This is a genomic window from Rhodopirellula bahusiensis (assembly GCF_002727185.1).
Lineage (GTDB): Bacteria > Planctomycetota > Planctomycetia > Pirellulales > Pirellulaceae > Rhodopirellula > Rhodopirellula bahusiensis.
Map to the genome: position 1 here is coordinate 138,272 of NZ_NIZW01000009.1, position 25,833 is coordinate 164,104.

At 55.6% G+C, this 25,833-nt stretch carries 23 protein-coding genes and 1 other RNA gene; 10 read left to right on the forward strand and 14 right to left on the reverse strand.

Going from position 1 to position 25,833, the window contains the following annotated elements:
• The first annotated feature begins 39 nt into the window (after positions 1-39).
• The 3 genes from CEE69_RS13340 to CEE69_RS13350 all read left to right on the forward strand — a co-directional run bounded on the left by CEE69_RS13340 (position 40) and on the right by CEE69_RS13350 (position 1,457).
• Complete coding sequence (locus tag CEE69_RS13340; protein WP_099261129.1) at positions 40-417, forward strand: hypothetical protein; 378 nt, start codon at positions 40-42, stop codon at positions 415-417.
• Between the two features lie 49 nt (positions 418-466).
• Positions 467-901, forward strand: a complete 435-nt coding sequence (locus tag CEE69_RS13345) for a hypothetical protein (RefSeq protein WP_099261130.1) — start codon at positions 467-469, stop codon at positions 899-901.
• 145 nt (positions 902-1,046) lie between these two features.
• Complete coding sequence (locus CEE69_RS13350; RefSeq protein WP_158231020.1) at positions 1,047-1,457, forward strand: hypothetical protein; 411 nt, start codon at positions 1,047-1,049, stop codon at positions 1,455-1,457.
• A gap of 8 nt (positions 1,458-1,465) precedes the next feature.
• On the opposite strand, the gene CEE69_RS13355 is transcribed toward CEE69_RS13350, so the two are convergent.
• The 3 genes from CEE69_RS13355 to CEE69_RS13365 form a co-directional block, all read right to left on the reverse strand.
• Complete coding sequence (locus CEE69_RS13355; protein WP_099261132.1) at positions 1,466-3,283, reverse strand: hypothetical protein; 1,818 nt, start codon at positions 3,281-3,283, stop codon at positions 1,466-1,468.
• Between the two features lie 173 nt (positions 3,284-3,456).
• Positions 3,457-3,836, reverse strand: a transfer-messenger RNA (tmRNA) gene (ssrA, locus tag CEE69_RS13360).
• Between the two features lie 110 nt (positions 3,837-3,946).
• Positions 3,947-4,441 carry a hypothetical protein gene (locus CEE69_RS13365; protein WP_233215195.1) on the reverse strand — a complete coding sequence of 165 codons (495 nt, stop codon included), beginning with the start codon at positions 4,439-4,441 and terminating at the stop codon, positions 3,947-3,949.
• Between the two features lie 451 nt (positions 4,442-4,892).
• Between CEE69_RS13365 and CEE69_RS13370 the strand changes: the two genes are divergently transcribed.
• On the forward strand, positions 4,893-5,621 hold the full coding sequence (locus tag CEE69_RS13370) for a DUF4332 domain-containing protein (protein ID WP_233215196.1): 729 nt from the start codon (positions 4,893-4,895) through the stop codon (positions 5,619-5,621).
• A gap of 30 nt (positions 5,622-5,651) precedes the next feature.
• Here CEE69_RS13370 and CEE69_RS13375 read toward each other — a convergent pair whose 3' ends face one another.
• Positions 5,652-6,761, reverse strand: a complete 1,110-nt coding sequence (locus CEE69_RS13375) for a TIGR01212 family radical SAM protein (protein WP_233215197.1) — start codon at positions 6,759-6,761, stop codon at positions 5,652-5,654.
• Between the two features lie 305 nt (positions 6,762-7,066).
• Here CEE69_RS13375 and CEE69_RS13380 point away from each other — a divergent pair, with 305 nt between their 5' ends.
• Positions 7,067-7,522, forward strand: a complete 456-nt coding sequence (locus CEE69_RS13380) for an FHA domain-containing protein (protein WP_099261135.1) — start codon at positions 7,067-7,069, stop codon at positions 7,520-7,522.
• 127 nt (positions 7,523-7,649) lie between these two features.
• On the opposite strand, the gene CEE69_RS13385 is transcribed toward CEE69_RS13380, so the two are convergent.
• Both CEE69_RS13385 and CEE69_RS13395 read right to left on the reverse strand, forming a co-directional pair.
• The gene (locus tag CEE69_RS13385; protein WP_143549234.1) at positions 7,650-8,093 is read right to left on the reverse strand and encodes a thioredoxin family protein; all 444 of its coding nucleotides are present in this window, start codon (positions 8,091-8,093) and stop codon (positions 7,650-7,652) included.
• Between the two features lie 482 nt (positions 8,094-8,575).
• The gene (locus tag CEE69_RS13395) at positions 8,576-8,812 is read right to left on the reverse strand and encodes a hypothetical protein (protein ID WP_099261136.1); all 237 of its coding nucleotides are present in this window, start codon (positions 8,810-8,812) and stop codon (positions 8,576-8,578) included.
• A 65-nt stretch (positions 8,813-8,877) separates the two neighbouring features.
• Here CEE69_RS13395 and CEE69_RS13400 point away from each other — a divergent pair, with 65 nt between their 5' ends.
• Positions 8,878-9,609, forward strand: a complete 732-nt coding sequence (locus CEE69_RS13400; protein WP_099261137.1) for an apolipoprotein acyltransferase — start codon at positions 8,878-8,880, stop codon at positions 9,607-9,609.
• Positions 9,610-9,617: 8 nt separating this feature from the next.
• Positions 9,618-11,042, forward strand: a complete 1,425-nt coding sequence (locus tag CEE69_RS13405) for an O-antigen ligase family protein (RefSeq protein WP_099261260.1) — start codon at positions 9,618-9,620, stop codon at positions 11,040-11,042.
• On the opposite strand, the gene CEE69_RS13410 is transcribed toward CEE69_RS13405, so the two are convergent.
• Entirely contained in the window at positions 11,019-13,778 is a 2,760-nt protein-coding gene (locus CEE69_RS13410; RefSeq protein ID WP_099261138.1) for a phosphoenolpyruvate carboxylase, read from the reverse strand. The genes CEE69_RS13405 and CEE69_RS13410 overlap by 24 nt on opposite strands.
• A gap of 345 nt (positions 13,779-14,123) precedes the next feature.
• Between CEE69_RS13410 and CEE69_RS13415 the strand changes: the two genes are divergently transcribed.
• Entirely contained in the window at positions 14,124-14,354 is a 231-nt protein-coding gene (locus CEE69_RS13415; protein WP_099261139.1) for a hypothetical protein, read from the forward strand.
• A gap of 412 nt (positions 14,355-14,766) precedes the next feature.
• Here CEE69_RS13415 and CEE69_RS13420 read toward each other — a convergent pair whose 3' ends face one another.
• The 5 genes from CEE69_RS13420 to CEE69_RS13445 form a co-directional block, all read right to left on the reverse strand.
• Positions 14,767-15,876: a Gfo/Idh/MocA family oxidoreductase gene (locus CEE69_RS13420; protein ID WP_099261140.1), complete on the reverse strand. Its 1,110-nt coding sequence runs from the start codon at positions 15,874-15,876 to the stop codon at positions 14,767-14,769.
• Positions 15,873-16,682 (reverse strand): acyl-ACP--UDP-N-acetylglucosamine O-acyltransferase, encoded by an 810-nt coding sequence (lpxA, locus tag CEE69_RS13425; RefSeq protein ID WP_099261141.1) that lies wholly within the window; start codon positions 16,680-16,682, stop codon positions 15,873-15,875. The genes CEE69_RS13420 and lpxA overlap by 4 nt, the downstream gene beginning before the upstream one ends.
• Positions 16,683-16,755: 73 nt before the next feature.
• Positions 16,756-17,664 carry a UDP-3-O-acyl-N-acetylglucosamine deacetylase gene (gene lpxC / locus CEE69_RS13430; RefSeq protein ID WP_099261142.1) on the reverse strand — a complete coding sequence of 303 codons (909 nt, stop codon included), beginning with the start codon at positions 17,662-17,664 and terminating at the stop codon, positions 16,756-16,758.
• A 164-nt stretch (positions 17,665-17,828) separates the two neighbouring features.
• A complete protein-coding gene (locus CEE69_RS13440; RefSeq protein WP_099261144.1) occupies positions 17,829-18,491 on the reverse strand; it encodes an OmpH family outer membrane protein in 663 nt (220 codons plus the stop codon).
• 128 nt (positions 18,492-18,619) lie between these two features.
• Positions 18,620-20,869 carry a M28 family peptidase gene (locus CEE69_RS13445; protein WP_233215199.1) on the reverse strand — a complete coding sequence of 750 codons (2,250 nt, stop codon included), beginning with the start codon at positions 20,867-20,869 and terminating at the stop codon, positions 18,620-18,622.
• 346 nt (positions 20,870-21,215) lie between these two features.
• On the opposite strand from CEE69_RS13445, the gene rnc reads away from it, so the two are divergent.
• Positions 21,216-22,109: a ribonuclease III gene (gene rnc, locus CEE69_RS13450; RefSeq protein ID WP_099261146.1), complete on the forward strand. Its 894-nt coding sequence runs from the start codon at positions 21,216-21,218 to the stop codon at positions 22,107-22,109.
• Positions 22,110-22,280: 171 nt separating this feature from the next.
• The gene (locus CEE69_RS13455; protein WP_099261147.1) at positions 22,281-23,240 is read left to right on the forward strand and encodes a DMT family transporter; all 960 of its coding nucleotides are present in this window, start codon (positions 22,281-22,283) and stop codon (positions 23,238-23,240) included.
• Positions 23,241-23,307: 67 nt separating this feature from the next.
• On the opposite strand, the gene CEE69_RS13460 is transcribed toward CEE69_RS13455, so the two are convergent.
• Both CEE69_RS13460 and CEE69_RS13465 read right to left on the reverse strand, forming a co-directional pair.
• Positions 23,308-24,009 carry a Yip1 family protein gene (locus CEE69_RS13460; RefSeq protein WP_099261148.1) on the reverse strand — a complete coding sequence of 234 codons (702 nt, stop codon included), beginning with the start codon at positions 24,007-24,009 and terminating at the stop codon, positions 23,308-23,310.
• A 259-nt stretch (positions 24,010-24,268) separates the two neighbouring features.
• Positions 24,269-25,831 (reverse strand): sulfatase family protein, encoded by a 1,563-nt coding sequence (locus tag CEE69_RS13465; protein ID WP_099261261.1) that lies wholly within the window; start codon positions 25,829-25,831, stop codon positions 24,269-24,271.
• Positions 25,832-25,833 lie beyond the last annotated feature (2 nt).

A 25,833-nucleotide genomic window follows, 5' to 3' on the forward strand; every position in this document is an offset into this window, starting at 1 on the left:
ATCTTTGCCCGTATCCATCGTCTAGTCAGGAGCGAGAACATGATTTTAAGAGCAGAACCAATTGGCCAACCGCCATCCCGGCGATGGGTCGTTCAAAATACTCACGACGACACCGCATGGGACGGTGAGAAGTTCGTCGAAGATTGGGAAGCCGCTAGGAAGTACGCTCATCCCAGCGATGCTTGCGGCGACATGGCCGAGATTCTCAAGGACTTTTATGGAGACTTGGAAAAGCGAACATTCATTGTTCCTGTCGAGATCGAAGTGTACGGATCAGCCACCAAGAGCAAGATTGCTCGCTACCTGTACCAAGCGTCTGTGCTTCACATGCGAACTCAAGAATACGGCAACGGTCCTTGCGAGTGTTTGGTTCTTCCGACAATTCATTGGGGAAGAATCCGAGAGTCAAAAGAGTAGGTTCGCAGTTTTCTTCCAAATTCCACAAGTCAAACAAGAGGAGAGGCAGATGTTCTTGAAGCCGCTAGACCTCAGTGATGGTATCGTTATTACAAGGCTCAACGACGATACGTTCTTTGACGGCTACAGATTTGTCAGCGATATCACATCAGCAAAACGCTATGAGTTTTTGTCTGAAGCGCTTTTTGAGATCTCTGAAATTGAAGACCAATATGGCGAATCCGCCAAGCAGCGAACTTACATCCTTCCCGTCACAGTCCAAGTAGCCGGAGATGTGACACGCCAAGAGGTCGGTGAGTATCTCGAATCGGCGATCAAGCTGATCATGAATCGAGAAGATTTTGGAAACGGTCCTACTCCCGAAAGCTACGTCGAGTCAGAGGCTCATTGGCACTTGATTAAAGAGATGCCCAATCGCCTGGATGAAGATCCCGACGAGCCAGACTTCTCCTTGGGCTATTACATAGATCCCGAGGATATTTAATGGTTATTTACCACGGAGTTCAACTTTGCGCACCTCAAGATTCATGATCTTCGGCCGATCCATCGTGATCGTTTTTGTCATTTACATGACTATGGAGTGGGCCTGGAACACAGCAACCGGGACAAGCTTTTGGAAGCCTTGGGAAATGGCGATCAGTGCGGTGTTGTCCGTGGCGTTTTTCGGTGGACTGGCCTGGCTGATTACAAATGTTGGAATGGGTTTGCTGTTCGGCGGAAACCCCGAGTATCGAGCGTATCGAAGTACCGGTGGCGATCCATTTTTCGACTCACTACCTCGAATTTTCAATCGTGATTCACAGACTGTCTGTGCATCGGGAATGGATGAACCGCAAACGGACTTTGATCCTCCTGCAAGTTGGAAATTTCGGTGTCCCCGGTGCAATGCCCGAGTTCAGCATCGAATCGACGTGTGCTGGAGTTGTCCCTACGGCCAAGACAGCGACAGCACGGCTTATTTCGGAAGGTACGGTAATGTGAAACCGCCAGAGATCAGCGATGCCGACTGGGCTGAGATCAAGAGGCGTCACGATGTCTGATGGCGAGCCTAGCTCTTTTCACGAAGACCAAGCTCATTCAGTCGTCGGTGAACGGTAGCGACCGAAATCTCAAGAGAGTCGGCGATCTGCTTGGGTTTTCGAACTCCCGTTTCCCAGAGTGTGCGTACCTTGTCCCCGAGCGGGTCTGGTTCGGAAGTCGGATCGGGAACTGAGTCAAACATGGGCATCAAGTGCTGGCGGAACTCCCGTTGTGCTTTGAATAACGAAGCCCACGGGCGATTTGCGTAATGACGATATAGAAGCTTGTCACCTTTGTGTGGGATTCCATGGCAAAGGGCAACACTCGCAACAATAGCCCTGGCCTGCTCGCCTCCAAGCCAGTCAGGCAATTGGTTTCGAAGCGTGCCAAACGGTAAATCCGAAACGGTCGCTTCTGGATTGTTTTTTGCAATTCGTTTGCGGAGCCGACTCCATGTGTTTCCGAAACTTGATTGGGCGTTGCGAGATTCATCTCGATACAGAGGCGTCCCGGTTTCAGACAGCAGAATCCGTTCGTGTTGTTTCAGTTCTCGTCCGAGCCTTCTTTTGCTCTCAACTCGCCACCATTCAAGAAGCTTCACGGTTTCGGGCCAAAGCCACCACCATCCAATCACATCACTCTTCGGGCGAGTCAAACCGCACCAATTGTCTTCCTCGGAACATTCAACCTTCAGACCTTGGCTCTTCCAAGGATGTTCTTGAGCGAGAAATAGATCTCCCCATTCGACTCGCCCGACCTCTGCTGCACCATGAGCACAATTGAGCCCCCATGTGATCAGGAAGCGTTCGAAGGGGATCGCATTCATGTAAAGGGTTTTGAGATCCCCTAAAGAAAACGTCTTGATTTCCATGTCATGCACGGATCGTCTATCACTCTTCAGCTTTCGAACATCTTTTTTGATGGAGGAAAAATCTTGCGGCTTTCGCCAACCGAATTCAGTCGAGAGATGAAGCCACTCAAAGAATCGCCACAACTCTCCGACGTAGTTCTGGCAAGTTTTTTGAGCGAGAGGCTTGCCTTCCTTATTCTTGCGGCGATCTTCTGGGCGATCACGCCAAAAATCGAACTCGTCTTGGCATTTTCGAAAGTCCAATTCGGCGAGCTGAAAATCTGGCCTTCGTTCTTGGACGGCCTTGATGATCCCCAGAAAGTGGTGGCCGCTTCCGTCAAATGTTCCATCGGGCTCCGTGAACTCTTGGCGGCGATTCTTTTCGTAGGACGTTAGGGCCGCATGAAATGTGCCAGTGATCAATGGAGTGGTTGGCTCTGGCTGCGTTTGATTCTTCGCCTTTGCCAGTTGTTCGAGGCTCCAGCGAGCGTTCTTCTCGTGACGCTTGACCTTTTCTTCGGCGAACGGTTTGGGCAGCCCCCAGTTAACTGATGGAAATGCCTCAGTCACTACATCGTAAATGTGCATTGCTTCATCGGCTTGGAAGCCATCCACTGTTGCCGGGTAGTGACAGGAAAAGTCTTCTGTCGTGTAGCGATCAATGATCAGCTTCAGAAGAATCGGCAATTCGGACTCCTCGAAGGAGGCGAGGATGTCATCAATTGGGGGAAGCGGAACACGAAATTCACCCTGCCGAATTGACTCCGCAGCCCAGATGGCGATGGGTGTCCATTGGGCATCTTGTTTCAGGTCATTCTCGCAAAAGTGTTCGTTGTCATCCCAAAGCTGGTCAATTCGGGCAAATCGCTTGTCGGCCTCATCGCCAGCCACGCCGGGAGTTCGAAACCGCTTCCCCGCCTTCATGCGGCGGTCGCCCTTGCCATCATCAGTGCGTTTCTTGCTGCGTCGTGTTTTTAGTTTTTTCGTGGCTGTCATCGTGCCTGTCCGTGAGTGGATCAGGGCGTTTCAAAGACGCTTATTGGCCACTCTGCGTAGCCTTATTGGCCACCAATTTGGCCACTGCAACGAAGTCGAAAAACGCCCAGAGCACGGAATATAGCAAAATCCCAATGAAAAAGCCACTTTGCGACGAATCGCAAAGTGGCCAATAGTGGAGGCGGGGAGGATTGAACTCCCGTCCCGCGATGCATCCACGATGCCGTCTACATGTGTAGTCAAGCTATTTGCAGAATCTCGAAGATTCCTTTTCGCTTCATCGGGCGCTACCTGACAGGCTCCCGAATCCGCTAACTCAAATCTTGTTTAGTGACCCGCGTCTTGAGTAAGACGGGCCACGATCCGACATTGTGACGGACATTCAGGCGACATCGGCGATCCCCATCAGTCCGGGCTACCTGTAATTAGGCGGCCAGTGCAAAGTTTTCTTCTGCAACTAAAAGTTTTTGATCAGCTTTTTACGTGGCCAACTGATCAACCACGACACGCAGGCATACGCTTCTTGTCATCCGGTCGATTCCAAGTCGCCCCCTTGCTTCTTCATCAGACGTTCATTGTACCCGATTGGTTCGGCGTTCGCCTGGGGGTTTGCCTTGGTTTCCCGCCTGAATTCGTCGCCAAACAGGACGTTTCTCCGGAAAATCAACGTTGCAGAGCCATTTCGACCAACGATGACAAACCGCCAAATTCGCTTTCGCGAACGACCAATCGGTCTCCGGCACGCAGTGCGTAGTCGGATTCAGGACGCACATCGCCGGCACCATGATCCGCGAATTGGACTTCCATGCGGAGGCCTTCGACCGAATCGGTTGAATGGCGATACAACACCGCTTCCAAGCGACCGAATCGCTTGTCCACGCCAGTTTGTTTGAGCAACGTGCTGACGAAAACAGATTGCCCTTGAGGGTTGGCACCCGATGCGGGTGGCAAAGGAAGAACGCGAACGGGACTTTGGTCACCGACGATTTGCAGCACGATCGAGGAGTTTGCCTTGGCTTCGCGAACTTTGTGATAGACCTCTTCGGTGAATGATCCGGAGGACAGCGCCGTGCCCGAACCGACCGTGTCGAACCTTGATTCTGAACTGGTGCCGCCTGGTGCCATCCCGCTCAACTCGCTGAGTTTGGGAGGTTTCATGCTGGGCATCTTCAGAGCACTCAGCTGCAAGGGAGCACAACCGCTCGCGACGACGGACAGAGCTCCAACGACACAGGTGAGAAGCAGAGTTCCGCGCATTTTTCGTTCGGTGGGGAGTGTCATGGTGGGAAGGCTTCGTCAGGCGAAAAGAGACCCTGCGGGTCGCGGAAATTGGATCGTCTGGGAAGATAATCGGCCTGGGCCCGAAGTTTCTTGAGCAATCTTTCGACATTTCCTCAACCCAATCAAATCGAAGTCACCGTCCGCCGCGTCCCGCTGAAGCGAGGAAAACGGGCTCCAACTGAATGAATTCACCGTATCCGCGAATCAGTTCGCCGGCGTTTGGCTTCTCGTTCGCGTGTAACTGGGGTGGCAAACGAAGTGAGGGCTCTGTTATCGAAAAATCTCTCGAATCGCTTCCTCCCAGGAGTCTTCTCTTATGTTCGAGTTTTTGAAACGTTTTCCTCTGCGTCGTCGGTCTCCCATTTCTCCGACTCCGTTGAATCGCGGTGACGTATTGTCCGATGACGTCGTGCTTCGACTTCAACTGCCGCCCGCTGCCGCTGACCTCAGCCCGGCGGTTTCGACGAACTCAGCTTCCGCCTCGCTCGCGATGCAAAGTTCCGCGGACCAAGCGACCGCCTCGGCAACCATGCAAGCTCCCGTCGCTTCGCCTGCCACACCGAGCGTTCGACCATCGAGGCTTCGCAGCAGTCATCGCGAACGTATCTTTGCGATGCGGATCGAACACCTTCAGATCTGCAACGAGAAACGATGCCGCCTGCTCGCCAAAGTCGGTGTCGTCACCGCAGGCGATCTGGCATGCTGCAACCCCGAACAGATTTCGCGTCAGTACAAGTCGCCTGAAAGAGCTCTTCGCTCCATCAAACGATTGCGTGCGGCCGTTCGATTGTCGGTTGCCATCGACGGCATGATGCCACGCGACGCTTTAATTTTGGTAGCGATTCATCGCCGCAGCGTGGCGTCACTCGCTCGTGAATCAGCCGCCGCCTTGCATCGCGATTTGGAACGATTCTCGCTTAGCAGTCGCGGCCAAAAGATGGTGGGACACCGAGGTGTTCCCAGTCTGCGCCGCGTCAAAAGCTGGGTGGGACAATGCGAGGAATTGGTCGCAACTTGGATCCAAAACCATCCCGCTGAAACGCAGATGGCGGCCTGACCCGAAAGCTCAGCAGGCTGCACATTGCGGTCACTGCATCTTCAGCACCGGCAATCGACCTCGCGTATCAATGCGATTGCGAATCGATTCCGGTGTGGCATCGGCTGGCCGAGGCCGTTCCGCCGGAGCCACCTTGGGCGGCACGTAGTGGTCACCTTGTCGAGAATCGCGGCGTTCGAATTCGGCTTCGATTTCGCGGCGGATGTTCTGCTTGTCCGCACACCATTTGGGTTCAATCAGATAGTTGGGCGGCGCGTCACCGCTGACTCGTTCCACGATCACTTCCGGCGGAACGAGTTCGAGGAAATCGACGACCGTGCGAACATAGTCTTCTCGTTTCATCATCTGAACCTTGCCGGCCAAGACTTCTTCACCGAGCGGTGTTCCGCGAACACTGTAAAGGTTGTGCAGCTTGATCGCGTCGAATCCCAAGCGACCAACCTCGACGGCCGACTCCATCATCATCGCATGATCTTCTCGAGGCACGCCGAGGATGATGTGCGAACAACATTCGAAGCCGCGACCTCGAGCTCGGTCGATCGCGTTGATCATGTCGGCATGCGTGTGAGCTCGGTTCATCCACACGAGCGACTCATCGTGGACAGTTTGCATGCCGAACTCCAGCGACACGTCGTGATCGACCGCCAGTTCTTGAAGCAGATCAAGAACGCTGTCGGGAACACAATCGGGACGCGTCCCAACGGCCAGGCCCACGATTCGGTCATCTGAAGTGAGCGCCAGATCGAAAATTTCTCGCAGCTGTTCGATCGGAGCGTAGGTGTTTGTCGCCGGTTGAAAGTAGGCGATGAAGCCGCGGACGTCGGTGTATCGCTTTTGAACGCGGCCGATTTGTTCGGTCAGCTGGTCCGCCACACGTTGCAGGCGAACTCGTCTGGAAGGGCTGAACGATCGGTTGTCACAAAAATTGCATCCGCCCGTCGTGACTGCTCCGTCGACGTTGGGACAAGTGAACCCAGCGTCGATGCTGACCCGCTGGATTCGACCGCCATGTCGACGACGCAGAGCTTTGCCAAACGCATTGAATCGAGCCCCTTCGGATTGCCAAGCCAACCGAGATTGGTCGGGAATGATGGCCGGAATGGGATCTGAGTCAGCAGAGCGGTCGCGGGAAGATTGCATCGGCGAATTGTACCGCGGCGACGTTCGAAACCAACCGCCGACGTCGCCGGAGGATGACGGCTCCAGTGTTGATGGCGCTCCGACCTGAGTGTTCCCGGGAATCAGCCATGCAGATTGCCAACCGCTTTCTCCAGTTTTCCGCGATCCTTCCAATCGGAACAAGCGTCAAAGGTTGCATAGAAAGTCCATCGATTAGCTTCGAACGATCCCCGACGGGGGGTCCGAAGTCTGGTCGGACGCTCACGGCGAGAATACAATGGAGCGTTTCTAGTGATCATCCCCCTTCTTTGAAACTCAACGTCACCATGAGTGCTGAAGACGCCCCTCGATTCGCTGGCGCATTCGGTCAACTGACGCCTTTGGGCGGCGGCGATCCGATCCCCCTGATCAAAGACAAGCTTTTGATCGGCCGTCGGCGACACTGTGATATTTGCTTGGACTTCTCGAACGTGTCCAGCCAACACTGCCGAATGACCCTGGAACAGGGTTATTGGTTCATTCGCGATTTGAACAGTCGCAACGGAACCAAGGTGGATGGCCGCGCGATCATGCGGAAACGCGCCGATCCCAAGTGCAAAATTTCCATCGCCAAACACCACTACACGCTGGAGTACGAGCCGCAGTTGCTGGGCGCTTACGGCCCACCGCCGGCGGACGACGACTACATCGAAGAAGTCATGAAGAGTTCATTGATGGATCGTGCTGGCATTAGTCGGCGAGATCCCAAAAAAGGGTTCTTCAACCGCAAATCGGAAGACTGATTGATTCAGCGGTCCAGTTTCAACCAAACGAAAAAAGGCACGTGCGAGAGGCTCTCACACGTGCCTTTTTTGATGCATTCCTTCGTCGTTTAGCAATCGCTTTGCTAGCGATCCCAGACGATTTTGATCAACCGCGACCCAAGGTGGTGGTGACTCGTTTGATCAGAGAGCGAACTGGCTGAACGGGCTGATAGCCAGTCAACTTGCGTCGACTCCAGCGACCGTCTTCGGTTTTGCTGTAGAGGATGATTTGTGGGATCATCTTTTCGTTCTCCATCAGCGTTTTCGCGAGTTCTGGTTCCGCGTCGCGGTCGACAAGAGCAACACTGACTCCGTCAAGTTCACCGCTGTTTTGCATGTTAGCGATGGTTGTTTTCTTCAACGTTTCGCAGGCGGGGCACCACGGTGCACCGACGACGACCATCAGAGGCTTGTCTTCCTCCACCGATTTTTTGTAGGCGAGCGTGTAGTTCTGGTCTGGCGTCTGAGTGGACGTGTGATGGGTGACCTCGGTCGTAACAGAGCCGTTGGTCGCCATTGCGATCGTAAGACCCAAGAACAGTGACAGCATTCCAAGCTTCCTCATACAACGTGTGAAGCGTCGACGGTTGCGGCAACATGCCGGCATTCGAGCTGGGCGACCGATTGACTGACCGCCTCAGAGTCCTGAGGGCTGCAGATCATCCGCAAACCACGTCCTAGCTCAAGAAAAGTTCGATGAGTGGTACCGCCAAACGCTTGTGCAACGAAACACGCCAAACCATTTTCGAGTTCCTCTCGAAGGCACCGGCGAGTTCGCGGTAAACGCTGAAAGTCGGCTCCAGTCGATGGCTTCCTGATCGACGGCGGAAATGACTTCGACCCGGACGGAAAACGTCTGACCCAGTTCAGCCCCCATTGTGGGTGAATAGCCAAACTGTGTCGATCGCGTTGACCGGACAGGCTGGGCGGGATTCTAGGACTGCAGCAAATGCATGCAAGTATCCGCACCCCGCTTTTGCAATTTTCGCATTAACGATGCCACAAAGACCACTAAACGGCACCTAAAAGAGCTCAAGCCATCACTGACATGTAAAAATAGGCAAGGTGGATCGGGAGCCAAGTGAAATCCTTGTGCAAAAGCCGCGAATATCTGTGCAGCGAACCGCCGTCCACTCGCTTGCTCAGCGGGAAGACAATGCGGACGACTCGAGCATTCCAGCCCTTGGTTTCGGGGTCGCGGTTGCTTCGATTTTGCATTTCGCGGGTTGAGATGAAGGCGGTTTGCTGGCAAGTTCTTCGCCATTCCATCTACCTTTTCCGTTCCGTGTCTCGATCGATTGGCCGAGCCACCTCCTTCGCCTCCCAAAACGTCCATGCAACCGCCCTCAGTCCCGGCCGTTCCTCCCGATCACCCAGGCCTCGAGGCATTGCTTCGGCGGATGGGTGAGGCCGTCGGAATCATGGACGACTCGGTGTTTGAGAACGACAAATTTGTCGGCTTCTTTCAGTCTTTCCGGCCGGATGGGCGCGGGTTGGACGGCGTGTTTGAGCGTCTGGATTGCGGCGATGAACTGCAGCAGCGACTGGAAAAGCTGTTCGAGGTTGCCGGGGATGACCGCCGGCCGCAGGGTGGCCGCGACGCGTTTTTCTTAGCCCGCTCTCCAAAACCCATCGATCCAAAGGTTGTTGAATCGAAAGCGGTGGATTGGACCGAAAGAATGGCGGCGATGGCAGAGACTCTCGGCGAGCCAGAGGCTGCGGACCGACTGCGTGCGATCACCAAACACCGCGTTTTGGAAGGCATCCCACCGAAGCATCCCAAGCAGGCCCATGAGAAGACGGAACTGCTGAAGACATTTCAGAACGTGGTGGAGAACTTGGTCTGCCAAATCGCGACCCCCGACCCGTTCGCGGAAACGCTGCGTCCCCCGTACTACTTCGTCAGCTGCGACGCCGGCGTGCGAGATCACTTGATGTGGCCGCTGTATCGAGATCACGTCGAAGTGGAAGAACCGTTCCAGCCTTACTTTGATTTGTGGTCGCACGGCGTGAAATTTCGCGTCTACCAAGAAAATCAGGTCGACTGGTACATGCCACGTCTATAGTGGGCTCGATGTCACCCTCGTCTTCTCCGCCAACGTATGCGGGCACCGAGTCCTCGTTGTCCGAAGCGGCCGTCGTGTCCCAGGATGCGTCGGAAGTGGACGCATTGCCGACCCAGGATGCCGATGAGAGGGGCGAGTTTGAACCGCCGTCGGCGATCGGCTCCGAGCCGCCGAGTGGCGGAGGCTTCATCACCGCGATTGTTTTCGCGGTCGTGATGCTGGCGATGTTCATCAACCCGATCGAATTCAAAACCAGTGCCGAGTTTGATCGCGCGACCAGCAACTTGAACGTGCTGACGCTCGCAAAACTTGCACTCGCTGCGGCGGCGAGTGGACTGGGGGCAATCGCCGTTTTCGTCAGCCCGCGGACCCGACAGTTACTCGGCAGTCTTCCCGGCCTTGGGTTGCTCGCACTGGGTGCGTTGTTTTGTGCTACCAGTCTGTTTGCGATCGAAAGCAACGCGATGATCAGTCGCGCGTCGGCAATGATTTTTGTCGGCTACTTGCTGTTCACCGCGATGGCTCTGGCGACGCTGGGACCGCGAAAGATGTTGGCAGCAATCGTGGCAGGAACGTCGCTGTACATGTTGCTGACTTGGGGACTGTTCCTACTCGTTCCCGAGATGGGCACGTTTGAGGAGTACATCAGCGCAACCGAAACGGTCCAGCGAATGGGAGGCACGGGGCACCCGAACAACATCGCGAAAACAGCGATCGCAATTGTGTTGGTTGGCGTGGCGATGTACCTGGGACGTAACGACTCATTGATCTCGGTTGGTCTTCGAGGCCCGTGGCAACGCCTCATCCTGATTGGAATCATGGTGCTTGCCGCGGCAACCGTCGTGGCAACACTCAGCCGGACAGCCATGCTGGCGGGAGCGGCGGCGGGAGGCATCTTGCTGATCGATCGCCTTTATGGACGAGGCGGTCTGGCACTCGGGATCTTCGGAATCGCTTCCGCTGCCTCACTGGTTCTGGCGATTTCGCTGTTCACCGGAAAAGGCCCCTTCTCGGAATCTGCCGTCAGTGCGGTGACGAAAAGCGGCGATGTCGAAGAGCTCACCTCACTCACCGGCCGAACCACCATCTGGGAAGAAGCGATCGGGTTCATCGTCGAGAGACCACTCACCGGTTACGGCATGGACAGTGCCGCCAGCGTCATGAGCCGAGAAGCAACGGGAACTCACAACCTGTTGCTTCACGTGACATTTTCGGCCGGCGTGATTGCGTGCCTGGTGATGATCCTGATGCTCGGCTGGTCGCTCGTGTTCGGAGCGACTTCGCCGCATGAATGGATTCGCACCGTGCTGACTTATGTCCTGGTGTCAGGACTGGTCGAAGACACGATCATCGAATCGTTTCCAACCACGTTGACCGTCCTTTGGATGGCCGCGTTGTTGGCGCCGACTCTAGCCGGTCGTTCCCAACCCTGATGCGATCGCGTTGACGCTCAGCAACAACGCTGGCAGCAAAGCATCCGCTTGAGTGTGCTCGCCCATTTTGTTGTAGCTGCGCCAACGCTGCAGCAACGAGATCTGTTGACGGTGCAGCAAACGCAAACCTTCGCTTCGCAATGCGATCATGCGTTGAACATTGGGACGCTGCGATTCCATGGGTCCGCCGTAGACGGCTTCGACCATCTCGCACGCTAACTTCCATTGCGTTTCGATGTCGGTGACGAAGCGTTCTCGCAGCGCTGGATTTTCGACCAAGGCGGCGTATTGCTTCATCACTTCGATGTCGACGGCGGTGACGCTGGTCGCGACGTTGCTGATCAAGTAATGAAGCGGCGCCCAATCGCGAAGGGCTTCTTTGACAGCGGCGAATTCTTCGGGGCATTCGGTTTGCAACTTTTTCAGAGCCGTTCCAACGCCGTACCAACCCGACAGATAACAACGGGCTTGGCCCCAACTGAACACCCAAGGAATGGCTCGCAAGTCATCCAGGGTCTGTTGACCAGTACGACGGGCCGGACGCGAACCGATCCGGCTTTGTTCGATCGCGTCGATCGGCGTGGCTTCGCGGAAGAACTCGACAAAGCCATCGCTGTGCAACAATTCGTGGTATGTCGTGCGTGCCCAGGCGGCCAGCTTCACCAGCGTTGGTTCCAACGGGTGATCCGGTTCCTCGGAGCGTGAATCAGCAAGCGATTTACGAGTGACTCCCGCCAAGAACAATTCCAAGTTGTAGATCGCGGTGGGTTCGTGAGCGTACTTCTGGGCGATCGTTTCGCCTTGCTCCGTCAAACGCATGTCGCCGGCGATCGTGTGATCGGGAAGGCTCTTGATGAACCGGTGCGTCGGTCCGGCACCGCGGCTGATCGTGCCGCCACGCCCATGAAAGAACCGAGCTCGAACCCCGTGCGAACGCGCGACTTGAGTCAGCTTCCGTTGTGCGTGTCGCAACCCAACCAGGCTGGCCAAAATGCCGCCGTCCTTGTTGCTGTCGCTGTAGCCGATCATGACCTGGCCGACCGATCCGGTTGCACCTTCGCGTTGTGCGATCGCGGCCAAGCTGTTTCGTGTGATCGGGTGCTGCAGGAATCCGTCGTAGATTTCCGGCGAACGTTCGAGGTCATCGATCGTTTCGAACAAAGGCACAACCGGTAGCGGACAAACCGCACCCGATTCGGTGCGTTGCAACAGACCGACTTCGCGAGCGAGCAAGTACACCGCCATCAAGTCGGACGTCTTGCGAGTCATGCTGACGATCAACGCCCCCAGTCCATCGGCGCCGTGTTGCGAGCGATACTCAGTCACGACACGCAGTGCACCAAGGACCGCATCGGCTTCTTCACCGGCAGATGAATCGGGGTGAGTCAGCGGTCGCGAACTGGCGAGTTCCTCATTAAGGAACTTCATTCGCTTCTCTTCATCCCAGCTCGCGAATTTCCAGTCGGCCATCCCCGCGGCACGAAGCAGTTGCTCAATCGCGGTGTCGTGTTTCGCACTGTTTTGACGGATGTCCAAAACAGCCAAGTGGAATCCGAACGTTTGAGCGATTCGCATCGTTGGTGCAACGGCACTCTCGGCCACATCACCCAAATCGACCGCGACCAAACTTTCGTGCAGGCAACGAAGATCCGCCAACAGCTCTCGCGAACGTTGGTAGGTGTGCTGCTCCTTGCCGCTCGCCATCGTCTTTTCAGAAGGCAGGCTCGCGAGCATCAAGTTAATGAACTGACGCCAAGGCTCGTTCGGATTACGAGCGATCGCGGCCGCACCGGCCGGGCCCATCGCATGGGCACGTTCAGCGATCCGAGTTAAGAAATCACTGGTCGGCGGCAACCAGTAAGCCGACACACTGGTCAATCGAGCGAGCTGGACCAACTCTTCTCGCATCAGTTCGACCGCACCGCGACGCAATTGCATCAGCGTTTCTTCCGTCACCTCGGGAGTGACCAAGGGGTGCCCGTCTCGGTCGCCGCCCACCCAGGTTCCAAACGTCAATCGTGGCAGAGCCAACGGGTCGGCGATCGCTTTCTCGCACAATCCGACCTCTCGCCAAGCCTGACGCAAGCGTTGATCGAGTGGTTGCAACGCTTTCGGGAACACAACCGTCAAGTAATCCATCACATTGCGGCGTTCGGATTGCAGGTCTGGTTTGTCGAGATAGATTTCGCCGGTCCGCCACAGGATGTTCAGCACCGATTCAATTGCTTGATCGTTTTCGGACCGTCGCCAAGGTGGAAGATCCGTTTGGTGCCGCATCTGAAACCGACGAAACAAGCGACGGTGATGAGCCAGAACGGTCGCGCGTTTGGCTTCCGTTGGGTGAGCCGTCAGAACCAACTCGACACGCATCGAAGGCAATTCTGCAGCGATCATCTCCGCACTCCAACCGCGGTCGATCAACTGCTGCAAGCTCTCGCCCCACAACGCGGGCAAGTCAGCCATGCCCGATTCGGATTCGATGCGATCGCGAAACTGGGCGGCTGAGCTCTGTTCAGCCATGCTCAGCAATTGAAAAGCGATCGAATACGCCTGCGTCAGCTGGACCGAATCGGCAGGCGCTTTCGCGGGATCGAGTTTCGACCCCGGAACCGGCAGCAGTTCCGCCAGCCTTTCGTCGCCGCCACGTTGCAACACGGTCTGCAACGCCGACAACATCCATTGCCAATCGCGATTCAGTTGGTCGACATCAAGAGCGAGAATATTGGCTGAAACCATTGTGGCGATTCAATGTATGGAAAAAGGAAAGAGCAGCGGCAATCCAACGGCATCATTGGACCTCGTACACCCTACGATTTTGCAGACTGAGGGCCGGAGCAACAGAGGCGATGGACAAGAACGCATGCGAAACGGACGGAGTAACGAAAGAAGCAACGACTGCGCATAAAAAAACGAGCACTGTTCGTGAACAGCACTCGCTCTTAGACGGTGAAACGTCGTTTCCAATTCAGGTCGAAAACGAACGGCTTCCGTTGATTCAGTTGCAGCAAGGATCTGGGCAGCACTTTTTGGCTGCGAACTTTGCTTTGAGCTTGGCGAACAAGCCACACTTTGGCTTTGCACATGGGTCACAGCAAACTGGAGCTGGTTCTGGGCAGCAAACAGGTGCTGGCTCGCAGCAAACTGGAGCTGGGGCAGGTTCGCAGCAAGGTGCTGGAGCTGGGGCAGGTTCGCAGCAAACGACTGGTGCTGGAGCTGGCTCGCAGCAAACTGGAGCTGGGGCTGGTTCGCAGCAAACTGGTTCTGGTGCTTCGCAGCAAACTGGAGCTGGTTCGCAGCAGCTTTTCTTTTTGAAGCAACCGAACAAGCCAGCTTCGGCTTGAGGAGCAACAGCAACGCTGGAAACAGCGAACAGGGCGACAACCATGATCGATCGAATCATCTAAACTCTCCTAGACTAGGTGGAAATGCCTCAAACACGCGCGGAGGCAATTTGGGCAGAGTTTAGGTGTCACGCAGCTTGCGTCAACCATAGCAAATGCACCGTAAATAACGGTTAAAACGACTTTCCGGGCCGATTGCTTGCGGTTTTTGAGCGTTTTTACGCGACTGTGTTCAAATCGGGAACGCCACCGCGTCAGGATGCCGCACCGAGCTCCCTAGCCAAATTTCACGCCATCGAACTGAAAACCAGCGATTTCCGCAACGAATGCGACCAAGCAATTGCGTCTTTCGCCGAAATACGACCTGCCAAGTGACGGCTGAATCAAGCAGCACGGCGAGTCGGGGTCGCGATCTCTTCGCGTTTGGCAGGCTGGCCAACGCGGCGTCGTGGAATCGCAAGCGGCCCACGTTCGTCCGCTCCGGCGTAGGAATACCACGCACGATCGTCGATGGTGTCCAAAATCGAACCGGCGACTTTCACCGCTCGAGCTCCGGCGGAACCATCCACAACCGGCGATGATCCACTGTCGATACTGATGACAAAGTCATGCAGCTCATCCAGGATCGCGTTTCGAGGTTGCAGTTCATTGACTTCGCACTGCAGATGTTCGCCGAACAAAGTGTCGGCGTAACCCAATGGGTTTTCCGTTTGTTCATTCAAGTCAAACTGACGAGTCGAAAGCGTTTCGCTCGCACGCACGGTGGCGAGCGAAGGCTTGCCAAAGTCAATTTGTGCGAAACCCGCTGGGCTGAATAAAGTCATGTCACGCGCTGGCAAAGGACTGACACGGGACGCTTTCAAATTCGCAACCATGCCGCATTCGAATTCGATGCGAGCCTCGGCGATGTCTTCGTGATCGCTGACAACCGAGATGCCGCTGGCTGAAATGGATCGTACGGCGGACTGTGTCAGTGACAGTACCAGGTCGAGATCATGGATCATCAAGTCCATGACAACGCCAACATCCAAGCAACGTCCGGGGAAACGAGATGCGCGAGTGGCTTCGATGTACTTCACATCGACGCCAAACTCTTCCAACGCGGTGAAGGCTGGATTGAATCGTTCCACGTGGCCAACTTGAAGCACGACGTTGCGTGTCGATGCCATCAATGCCAACCGGCGAGCGTCGTCGGATTCGGCGGCCAATGGCTTTTCAACCATCAGGTGCTTGCCGGCTTTGATCAACGTCGAAGCGATGTCCGCGTGATAATCGGTGGGAGCCGCGATAATGGCGGCGTCGATGTCTTCAATGACATCGTGGTAATCGGTGTGAGCAGCAACACCGTGCGTGTCGGCGACCGCCTGACACGCGGATTGGACCGGATCGCAAACGGCGACGAGGCGAGCGCCATCGACTTGTGAAATCAATTTCGCGTGGATGCGGCCCAAGTGACCTGCACCGATGACGGCGACTCGCAATTCCCGGTTCATGCTGCTTTCTTTCTTCTATCTCGGCCTCGGCCGGCACGACCAAGGCAACTGTTGTCCAAACAATCAAACAAGTGCCGCAAAACGGGGCGGATCGGACCAGTCGCGAACAATTGATCGCGAGCGGGTTCCACGCCGATACGTTTCCGATACAGCAAACGAAACGCCTGCGTCAACACTGCAATGTCATCGTCGGTGTAATCATGACGTTTCAGCCCCACCGTGTTGACGCAACGGGGACGAGCATCGGCACCGTCGACAATCACGAACGGAGGCACGTCCTGCAGGATGCGTGTCATCGCACCCACGAAGCTAAGTGTTCCGATCGAAACGAATTGGTGCACACCGGCTCCACCGGCGATCGTGACATCGTCGGCAATGTGTGCGTGACCACCGATCATGCAATTGTTGGCCAACACGATCCGCGAACCGATGCTGCAATCGTGAGCGATGTGCGTTCCGGTCATCAGGTAGTTGTGATCACCGACCCGAGTCACGCCGTCTTCTTTTTCGCTGGCGCGATTGATCGTGACTTGCTCACGAAAAACGTTGCCGTCGCCGATCTCAACCCGCGTTGGCGTGTTGCGATAGCTGACGTCTTGTGGATTGGTACCAATCGAAACGTGCGGAAAGATCTGGTTGTCGCAACCGATCGAGGTGACGCCATCGAGGGTCACATGATCTCCCACACGCGTGCGGTCACCCAATTTGACGTTGGGACCGATGACGCAGAAGTGTCCGATCTGGACACCTTCGCCAATTTGAGCACGAGGATCGACCACGGCGGTTTGAGCGATAGTGGCACTCATAGTTGGATCCCTGGTGCGTTGTTCAAAGGTTGAGATGCGTTTTCAAAGCGGGTCAAGTTTCCGTTGCGACTGCTCATGCGACTCGGCTTCTCCGCTGGCCAGCGAACGAATTCGAGGCATGCGTGAGCCGTTGCTGTTTCGCGAGCTCAGCCAGTCGGACGGCGACCATTCCGTTGATCTGGTGCCCGCCGCGAACGGACGAGAACTGTCCTATCAAACCGACGCCGGCGAGCGAAAGATCACCGATTAAATCGAGTGTCTTGTGACGAGCGCATTCGTTTCGGAAACGAAATTCGTTCTCGACGGGTCCGTCAGCACCGATCACCAAAAGGTCTTGATGGGTCACGTGCGACGCAACGCCGGACTGGCGTAATTGTGTGGCTTGATCAGCGGTCACGAACGTCCGAGCGGAGGCGACTTGCCGAGCAAACGTGTGAGGTGTTTGCACGCACTGGAAGGTTTGCTCACGAATGGTGCTATCCGGACCGTAGTCCAGGCTGTACTCGTAAACCGCTTCGTTGTTGTTGCTGGGCGACACGTCAACGTAGCCGCCGCTGTGTTCGATCCGAAACGAATCGCGAACAATCAACGGCTGCGCGGTGGCGGCTTGGATGACCAATCCGGCTTCTTGCAAAGCTTCCACATAGGCCAGTGAGCTTCCGTCCAAACCGGGCAATTCTTCGGCAGTGATTTCGACGCGGCAATTGTCGATTTCGAGTCCGGCCAGAGCCGCCATCAAATGCTCGACCATTTCAAAGCTGGCCGGGCCATTGGCAAGATTCGTGCGAAACGAAACGCCGGTGGCGTATTGGGTGTTGGCGGGGCACTCCGGCTGACCAGGCAGATCGGCTCTTACGAGCACAATGCCGGTTCCAGCTGGCGCGGGACAACAAGTGACGCAAACGTCCTTGCCGCTCCAGTAGCCACGTCCGCTGATTTCGCAGCACGACGCGATCGTATGTTCGTTGCGAATCCCCATCACGCTGCGAGCCTCCTTGCACGCGAGCGAAGCCTATCCATCGGCATCGAAATGCTGACAGACCCCATTCTTGTTCTTGGACAACGCCGCGAGTCCTTCGCGACGCTCAACGGGTGGCTCGAAACGAGTTCGAACCACCGCATTCTTGCTTCAGTCGGTGGACTGAACTACTTACGATTTGGCGTTCCGCCAGGATTCGTAGCCACACCGGACGCCAGCTTCTTGTCGAGGTATTGCATGACAGCACCGGTCATGTCCAATTTCTCGTCGTGGTAAACGATGTTTCGCATCACGCCACGAATGACCGACTCGCCCTGTTCCAGATCCATCTGTTCGCTGTTGTAACGCAAAACCAAGTTGATTTTGTGGTACTCGGCGATCGCTTGAACGCCCGAAGTGATGAGTTGGTAGTTGTCGTAGTAGATCTTGGCTTCGCGGTCAGCGAGTTCTTTACGCTTGCGAGCCATGTCCAAACGAAGTTTGGATTCCATGGAAGCGACTCGTTCTTCCTGAGCAGTGAACTCAGCTGAGCCGGCTTGATAGGTCTTCAGCTTTTCGAGCGAGTTCTTCAACTCTTCTCGCTTCGCGGTCAGCTCGGCGTCGAAGGCTTTTAGATTGTCCTCCACAGCCTTGACTTGAAGCTTGATGCCTTCGTTGTTTTTGAAGATGTAAGCAACATCAACAACAGCGAGGCGGTGGCCTGCGTCTTGGGCCGAAGCTTTTGCTGGCGCCAATACGCTGACGGTGGTCATGGCCAATGCGATGGCCGAAAGAACGATGGTTCGCACGTCCGCTACTCCTTGCGTGGTGAATGCGATTGTCTGATTCAAGCCCGCTTGAATGGCTCCGGTTTCCTCACCGAAATCAAGCGTTGCTGCCGGTCATTGTGTCAATCCGTCCCAACCGCTTCAAGGCGGATCGTGGCGTTTCAACAGCAGATTGGCATTTTTCTTGGCGTTTATCTTGCCCGAAGGCGCACGTCCAATTCCACCTCATTTCCGTCCCGCTGAATGGTTAATTTCAGCAAGTCTCCGGGTGACTTCGGTCGAAGTTCGTCCCGCAAATCGTTGATGGTTTGAATCGTCCGGTCTCCGGCCTTGATCAATTGATCGCCCACTTGGATGCCACCTTCCTTCGCAGCACTGGGATCCATCAAATCGGTGATTGCATTGGTTTCTGGATCCAATTGGATGCCCAAAACCACTGTCAATTGACGCCGAATCTGAAAGTCTTTGTTGGTCTGCGTATACGGAGGTCGCTGCTCCATCGTGGCGACACGATTGGCGGCCTGAGAAACGATATCGGTTATGCGGGTCATCCCATCCAGATTAAGTTTCTCGAAATCATCACTTGGACGGTGATAGTCACTGTGCAATCCAGTGAAGAAGAACAGAACCGGCACGCCGGCTTCGTAAAATGAGGCGTGATCGCTGGGGCCGTACCCGGTCGCGACGAGATTCAGCTTGAATGGCCGCGACGTTTGGTCCATCCCGGCGTTCAAATCCTTGACCAACGACTCAAATCCCCCGGACGTTCCCGTCCCGTAAACGGTCAACTCGTTGTCGCGAAGCCGCCCGACCATGTCCATGTTCAGCATCGTGACGGTCTTCGACATCGGAAATCGCGGTTGAGAACAATAATACTTGCTGCCCAACAAACCACGTTCCTCACCAGTGAAGGCGATGAAAACAATTCGGCGATGATCCGTCGCCTCACTGAGTTCGCTGACGACGCGACCAGCAACGGCCAACATGGTCGAAGTGCCCGAGGCATTGTCATCGGCACCGTTGTGAATCTCGACGGTTCCCGGTGCGAGAGACCCGACACCTCCCATTCCGACGTGGTCGTAGTGAGCTCCGATCACGATGGTTTCATCCGCCAACTTGCCTTTTCCCTCCAACACCCCGATCACGTTGGGACTGGTCGCGGTGGCTTTGGTCAGCCCCACTTTCAAGCGGCCACACAGTCCCGGCGAATCGATCGCCCTGGGCTTGTAGTCGGCGTCAATTGCTGTCTCGACCGCGGCCAAACCCTTTGCGAAGAGTTCTCGTGATTGCTCGGATTCGGCGGAGACGTCGTTTTGGGAATCTGCGGGCAGCGAAGCCATTTGCTTCAGCAGACGATCGGCGACCTCCCGTGAAATGGATGCAACGGGAATGGCGGGACGGCGATCCATCTTTCCAGTTTGCGGGTCGATGATTCTCTCGTCGCCCTTGCGAGGTCGCATGCCAGCTTCCGCGACGCCGAGCAGCCCCCAGTTCGCCTTCGCTTTTTCTCGCTCACGATTGCCCAGCATTTCATTGACCTGATTCAGTTTTTCGGTCAACGATGCACGCAGATTCGTCGCTTCGGCGGGCAACGCGTTGAGCTGAGCCGTCAATGCTTCGAGACGTTTATCCTCGGCCGCGTAACGAGTGTCGATCGCTTGTAAGTTGCGTTCGATGCTCACGGGATCGTTGACGAACAACACCCCCACGGCACCTTGATCAATCGCTGTCGCAATCTTGGTGTCGAAGAATGCGTGGCGAGTGTTTTTGACGCCGTCGAACGGACTGTCCGGGTCAGCGAAACCAGGTTCCTTGCGAAGCATCATCACGATCTTTCCGTTGACGGAGTCTTCGCCCTCGGCCGCTTTCACACTTTGAACGTCTTTCACAGACGCGTAGTCGTCGTACCCGAGCTCGGGGGCTCGGATGCCATAGCCCACCCAAACGATGTCCGCTTCGACATCTCCCTGGGTGGCGCCGATCGCCAGCGGCATGAACTGATCTTCCAGCTGGATCTCTGTCGGCTCGACTCCGGGCGACCACCATCGCAGGCCGTTTTGCTCGGCCGATGTTGGCTGCGATCCAGTTGCCATCTCGACTGGCTGCATCGGCGAATCGCCGTACAACTCGGTTTCCAAACCGATCTCTCGGTAACGCTTGGCAATGTAATCCGCCGCCTTCAAGATCTCGGGACCGACGGCGCTGCGGCCGGCCAACTCTTCGCTGGTGAGGAACTGCAAGTCCATTGCCAGCGACTCAGCTGTGGTGATCGCGGCCTTCGATCCCGTCTCGGAATCGGGTGTCAGCTCCTCAGCCTGGGATGGCGAAACTACGATACTGATGAAGAGCAGTGCGAGCCCCACCCGGCCGACCAAACCGAGTCGACAAACCAACCGAGTGATCCAGTTCCCAAACGTGCTGTTCGTGTTCCTTCGCGTCATCGCTGGCTTCCAAAGATTGTGACTGAGATCGTTTCGCGAAAAGATGTGGGGACCTTCGTTATACATGTTGGCGTCAGCAGAATCTCGCCCCAGCTCAGTGGACTTGCGAAGCCGGATCGAAACTTAGTTCGATGCAATGGAGCATTCTCGTTGCCAAAACACCCTTCCCCCAGATAGAATTGCGGGTCGGCGAAGGCAATGAGACTGCTACACCGGCATTCATTTCCTCCCACCAGTCGCTCACCGGTGGCCGAGACAGCCCACTGTTTCGGTCACCGGCGCGGGACTGAAGATTTGACACTCCTGTCGTTTCTTCCCTATCCCACTTCAAGAGGTCTCCCTGCGCGTGTCACCCCAGTCACCGAAATCTTCTCGTGATCCTTCACGAGAATCGCTCTCGTCATCGGCGATGCCAACGAACGAAGCCGACATGATCGAACTCGAATCTCAGTCGCCATCCGATTCGGACGATGGCTCGCAGACGATTCGTTTGGTCGATGCCTCCGACGACGAACCCTACGCCGATGCAGTCGCGAAAATCCAGCGTTGCCAAGAGATCCTGGGTTACGACTTCAAAGACCTCGATCTGTTGCGTTCGGCTCTGACTCACGCGTCCGGTGCGTCCAACCGATTGGCCAGCAACGAACGTTTGGAGTTCCTCGGCGACTCGGTCTTAGGCCTGACCGTTTGCGAATGGTTGTTCAACGAATACCCAGAATACAGCGAAGGCGATCTGACCAAAATCAAGTCTGCCGTCGTCAGTCGTCGGTCGTGCGGCAAAGTCGCTTGCAAATTGGGACTCGACCAATGCTTGATCGTCGGTCGTGGTGTGACCCGAAATCGAAGCTATCCCAAATCGCTCGTCAGCGACGTTTTCGAGGCGGTCATCGCTGCGTTGTACATTGATGGTGGGCCCGAGATCGTTCGTGACCGTTTGAAGAAATGGCTTGCCGACGAAGTCAACTTGGCCGTCGACACACAAGGCTCGGGGAATCACAAATCGGTGCTTCAGCAATTCGCTCAACGTGAATTGTCCGCGACACCGATCTACAAGCTGATTCGGGAAACAGGGCCGGACCATCGCAAGATGTTCTTGATGGGCGCGATGGTCGACGACCGTAACTTTTCTCCCGCTTGGGGAAACAACAAGAAGGACGCAGAGCAACGTGCGGCGGCCAACGCGTTGGCTGAACTGCACGATACGAAGGTTCCCTACGCCAGCGACCAGCCACCAATGTGACTGGCTGCCCTGGACGAAGTATCAGCGATTCTCGCTTCGTCACGATTCAGGTGAACCGACCGTGGGACTTTCGTGTCACCGCTGGAGCATGCGGACGGGTTGCGACATCTCGGTTGCGTTGCAACTCTGACGCCGTATCCGTTCCTACGCTTCTCTGAATCGAGTCATTCCGTGACCACGGAAACCACCGCCGCCAAACCAGTCTCTGAGACAGGTCCGATCCCCGTTCAATTCTCTTGGGGAGTGACGCTGGCCGTCGTGGGCACCTTCTTGTTCGCGCTGAAGTCGATCTTTATCAAGCTGGCTTTTGCCGCGGGAGCTGATGCGACGTTGTTGCTGGCCATTCGGATGGGCATGGCGTTTCCGTTCTATGTCGTGGTGTTTGCCGTGTTGCTTCGCCGTCGACAAGCTGCGGTTTCCGATTCCGGCTCAGCCGCACTCCCGCTGCCGATCGTGATTCGGTCGTTGCTGCTCGGCTTCCTGGGCTACTACCTCGCGTCGTACTTGGACTTGTCCGGGCTCGAGTACATCTCCGCACAACTCGAACGATTGACGCTCTTCACTTACCCTGCAATCGTCGCCGCATTGGCGTGGATGTTTTTGGGTGAGCAAGTCAACGCGAAAATCATCGCCGCGATTGGAATGTCCTATGCCGGTGTTTGGTTGATGTACGGGCAAGAACGTTCATTCACACCTGACGCCAACACGGGCTGGGGCGTCTTCTTGGTGTTTGGTGCCGCACTCAGCTATTCGCTGTACGTGTTGTTTGCCAAACCGGTGATGCAAAAAATCGGAAGTCGCGAATTCACCAGCTTGGCGATGATCGGATCGACGGTGTTCGTCGCCATTCACTTTCTGACGACGCATTCGATCAGCGACTTCTTCCAGGTCCATCCCATCGTCTATGCGTATGGGTTGATTCTGGCGTTTGTCTGCACGGTGATTCCAAGCTTCATGATCAACGAAGCAATCTTGAAAATCGGAGCGACCCGAACCACCGTCATCGGTTCAGTCGGACCAGTGCTCACAATGTTGCTCGCCGTGGTCATACTCGGCGAACCATCTTCATGGAAACACTTCGCCGGAATGGGAATCGCAATCGTCGGAGTCAGCTTGGTTGCTAAGAAATAGCGACGTCACAGACGCCAAGAATGATTGACTGCCTTGGATCGCATCGTTCCTGTCAGTTCCGCAGTCATCAGCCAGCTGCGATGGCGACCAAGACCAATGCGATGATCGGAACAAAAACAACCGCTCCGGCGAGGAGCATGTTGGAGAATCCACGCCAAGCTGAACCGAAGGATTGCACTTCCGCGATGGTGTTGCACATCAACACGAACGACCAAACCGCCAGGACAATTTCAACGAGCGACAGAGCAAGCACGGGAACGATCAGACCTGGATTCGCTTCCAAACGAGGTGTCTCGCTCGTAAACAACTCTTCCCTCATCATCAACAGTTGAGGAATCCAGAGAAGCATAGCGACAATCGTTGGAACGGATGCCCAAGTGATTGCCGTTCGAACCGTTTCGCTCGTCCCGGTGCCGCCGATCCATTTACCCGTGAACGCTATCAACCAAGATCCGATCCAAAGCCCCACTATTCCGCCGACCGGACCAAGAAGACATGCAATTGCTATGATCACCGGCAAGGACACTACATCGCCAAGATTACGCATCGATGCGCGGTCCAAGGTTTCGCCGACACCGGAAAGACACGCCAGCAAAAGCACGTGCAACGTCGGGTCGACTGAAACAATTTGGCGTACAGTTCGACGCGGTGACAACCAAATCGTTTTGAATGGTTTGAACTCACCTTGCAGGTCGTGTTCGCTAGGTCGCTGGAATGAATTGTCCGCCGTTGCTTGAGGCGTGGAGTACGGATTTTGGTAATCGCTCAAGGTTGACTTCTCCAGCTCGCAATGATGATTCGAGTGTCCGCGCCCAGCTACGCTTCATACGGTCGACGAAACTGATCTGGTTGGATGAGAGGCTAGCTTAGCACCCCCACCAGTTATGAAAACCATCCCACCCGCTTGCTTGGCGATCACGAAAAAGCGGCGTGTTCTTTGGGCCAGAACACGCCGCTTCCAATGCTTTCAGATTCTTTAAAAAGGACCGTCATCGTCGACAACAGTCCCATTCAGCACAAATGATTCCTCAATTGGCGTTGCGGTTGATTGGTTCCTCAACAACGAAGGCCTTTGGGAAGTCGGCGGCGTCTGATCCACCCTGGTCCACCCAACGCTTGTTGTTGGAATTGCCCTGGGGTTGATTCATGGGAATGTCCATGCCGCCTTCGTCGCCAAGCATCTCATAGAGCTGGTTTTCCATTTCCTTGGCGACCGATTTGTAGTCCGGATCGTGAATCAGGTTGTTCAATTCATCCGGGTCCGTTTGCAGGTCGTACAGTTCGTCGGTGTCCCACAGACCGTAGTACGTGATGTATTTGAAACGATCGCCTCGCAAGGCAAACTGGGTCGGCGTTTGCGGGAAGTTCTTTTCCCAGTAGTAAACGTAGAGAAAGTACTTCCGCCAATCGGCGTCACGGTCATTGGGTAGATCGAGGAAACTTTGCCCGTCCATGTAGTCCGGCGTTTGCAATCCTGCGGCGTGCAAAATCGTCGGCCCGACATCGATGTTGCCAACGACGTTTTCGATTGGTTTGCCGCCTTCGAACAAACTGGGGCACTGCATCAACATCGGTACGCGAATGGAGGCTTCGTAGGAAACTCGTTTGTCAATCAATCCATGTTCGCCCCACATGAATCCATTGTCGCCCATGTAGATGATCAGCGTGTCATCGTGGATTCCCATGTCTTTGAGTTGCTGCAACACGCGGCCAACGCTGTCGTCGACGGCCAACACTGATTCACAGTACCGACGGTACAAATAGTCGAGGCCTTTGTCGCTGTGATACGAAAAGTCGATCCCGTGCCAACTGTTCTTTTGGTCGCGAACCCAACGCGGGGTGTTCTTGTCAGCCGACAACTCTTTCCCCGTTGGGAGGAAGCTCAGGTCAGCATCGGCGTAGCGTCCTTGGTGTCGTTCGGCGGGCGTGAAGTTCGAGTGAACGGCCTTGTGAGACAGGTAAAGGAAGAATGGTTTGTCATCGTCTCGTTCTTTCAACCAATCCACCGCGTAGTCGGTCAATTCGTCGGTGATGTATCCCTTCTGTTTAACTCGGTCGCCGTTGACGTTGAGCGTGTACTTGGGGCCCGGCGGCAGGTAGTTGCCTTGGCCTCGGAAGCTGACCCAGTGATCAAACCCAGGCCGCGGATCGTCGTGATGCCCGCCCATGTGCCATTTGCCGACAAAAGCGGTGTCGTATCCGGCTCGTTGCAAGTACTGAGGAAAGAACAACGTTCCTTCCGGCACCATGCGGTTGTTGTCGATCACACGGTGCTTGTGCGTGTACAAACCCGTCAGGATCGAAGCTCGACTGGGGGAGCACAAACTGGTCGTGACAAACGCGTTCTTGACGTGCGTGCCATTGGCCGCAATCGAATCGAGGTGGGGCGTTTCGAGGAACGGATGACCGGCGCAACCCATGGCGTCGAAGCGGTGGTCATCAGTCAGGATGAAGACAACGTTGCGGGGTTGGACTCCGTCACGCTTGGGCGTTGGAGGCAACTCACCAGCGGCTTGAGCAATGGTTCCACCGAGAGCCACGCACAGCAGCGCGGCGAGATACGGTCGGACTCGTGAAAGTACGGTGCGCATAT

Coding starts and splice junctions, on each gene's coding strand:
- CEE69_RS13340 (WP_099261129.1), top strand. CDS start 40: ATGATTTTAAGAGCAGAACCAATTGGCCAACCGCCATCCCGGCGATGG.
- CEE69_RS13345 (WP_099261130.1), top strand. CDS start 467: ATGTTCTTGAAGCCGCTAGACCTCAGTGATGGTATCGTTATTACAAGG.
- CEE69_RS13350 (WP_158231020.1), top strand. CDS start 1,047: ATGGCGATCAGTGCGGTGTTGTCCGTGGCGTTTTTCGGTGGACTGGCC.
- CEE69_RS13355 (WP_099261132.1), bottom strand. CDS start 3,283: ATGACAGCCACGAAAAAACTAAAAACACGACGCAGCAAGAAACGCACT.
- CEE69_RS13365 (WP_233215195.1), bottom strand. CDS start 4,441: ATGAAACCTCCCAAACTCAGCGAGTTGAGCGGGATGGCACCAGGCGGC.
- CEE69_RS13375 (WP_233215197.1), bottom strand. CDS start 6,761: ATGCAATCTTCCCGCGACCGCTCTGCTGACTCAGATCCCATTCCGGCC.
- CEE69_RS13380 (WP_099261135.1), top strand. CDS start 7,067: ATGAGTGCTGAAGACGCCCCTCGATTCGCTGGCGCATTCGGTCAACTG.
- CEE69_RS13385 (WP_143549234.1), bottom strand. CDS start 8,093: ATGCTGTCACTGTTCTTGGGTCTTACGATCGCAATGGCGACCAACGGC.
- CEE69_RS13395 (WP_099261136.1), bottom strand. CDS start 8,812: ATGGAATGGCGAAGAACTTGCCAGCAAACCGCCTTCATCTCAACCCGC.
- CEE69_RS13400 (WP_099261137.1), top strand. CDS start 8,878: ATGCAACCGCCCTCAGTCCCGGCCGTTCCTCCCGATCACCCAGGCCTC.
- CEE69_RS13405 (WP_099261260.1), top strand. CDS start 9,618: ATGTCACCCTCGTCTTCTCCGCCAACGTATGCGGGCACCGAGTCCTCG.
- CEE69_RS13410 (WP_099261138.1), bottom strand. CDS start 13,778: ATGGTTTCAGCCAATATTCTCGCTCTTGATGTCGACCAACTGAATCGC.
- CEE69_RS13415 (WP_099261139.1), top strand. CDS start 14,124: ATGGGTCACAGCAAACTGGAGCTGGTTCTGGGCAGCAAACAGGTGCTG.
- CEE69_RS13420 (WP_099261140.1), bottom strand. CDS start 15,876: ATGAACCGGGAATTGCGAGTCGCCGTCATCGGTGCAGGTCACTTGGGC.
- lpxA (WP_099261141.1), bottom strand. CDS start 16,682: ATGAGTGCCACTATCGCTCAAACCGCCGTGGTCGATCCTCGTGCTCAA.
- CEE69_RS13445 (WP_233215199.1), bottom strand. CDS start 20,869: ATGACGCGAAGGAACACGAACAGCACGTTTGGGAACTGGATCACTCGG.
- CEE69_RS13465 (WP_099261261.1), bottom strand. CDS start 25,831: ATGCGCACCGTACTTTCACGAGTCCGACCGTATCTCGCCGCGCTGCTG.